Source organism: Micromonospora sp. L31 (genome assembly GCF_052068075.1).
In the GTDB taxonomy this organism is placed as follows: Bacteria; Actinomycetota; Actinomycetes; order Mycobacteriales; family Micromonosporaceae; genus Micromonospora; species Micromonospora purpureochromogenes.
The window spans coordinates 1-503 of the sequence record NZ_JBQHDC010000035.1 but is presented as its reverse complement, the minus strand read 5'-3'; the positions used below and the strand labels follow the sequence as shown (position 1 = coordinate 503).

The following is a 503-nucleotide window of genomic DNA, read 5'->3' as shown; positions in this document are numbered from 1 at the left end:
TGTTCTCCCGCCGCAAGCCGATCGCACTGTCGTGCTGCTCGCGCATGATGTCGGCGTGACCTGCGTGACGGGCGAGGTCGCAGGTCACGTGGACGATGATCGTGTGCAGCGTCACGTCCTGTCCACCTGGCCGCCACCACGGCACCTGCCCCGGCGCGTCGAGCGGTAGCTGTTCGATCGTCTGGTCCGCGAACAGCCCGACACGGCGATACAGGTCGATCAGCCCGTCCTTCGTCTCGTCCTCCCGCGCGTACCAGTCCGCCTGCGGGTCCTCCTCGAACGCCTGCATGGGGACCAGTTCCTCAGGCGTCGGGAACTCACGCCCGAAGGTGGGCCCGAAGTAGCCGGCTTCGACGTTGAGGCAGTGCTCGAGTACTCCCAGCAGGTTGTTGCCGGTCGGGGTGCGGGGCAGTCTGGCCTCGCGTTCGCTCAGCCCGTCGAGCTTCCAGATCAGGTCATCGCGAGTCGCCTGGAGGTAGTGGTGCAGCGCAGCCTTCGGGTCG

At 67.2% G+C, this 503-nt stretch carries 1 protein-coding gene; it reads right to left on the bottom strand.

Features of this window, described 5'->3' with window-relative positions:
* On the bottom strand, positions 1–503 hold a 503-nt coding region (locus ACTMS9_RS30660), incomplete at both ends, for a DinB family protein (RefSeq protein WP_441166635.1).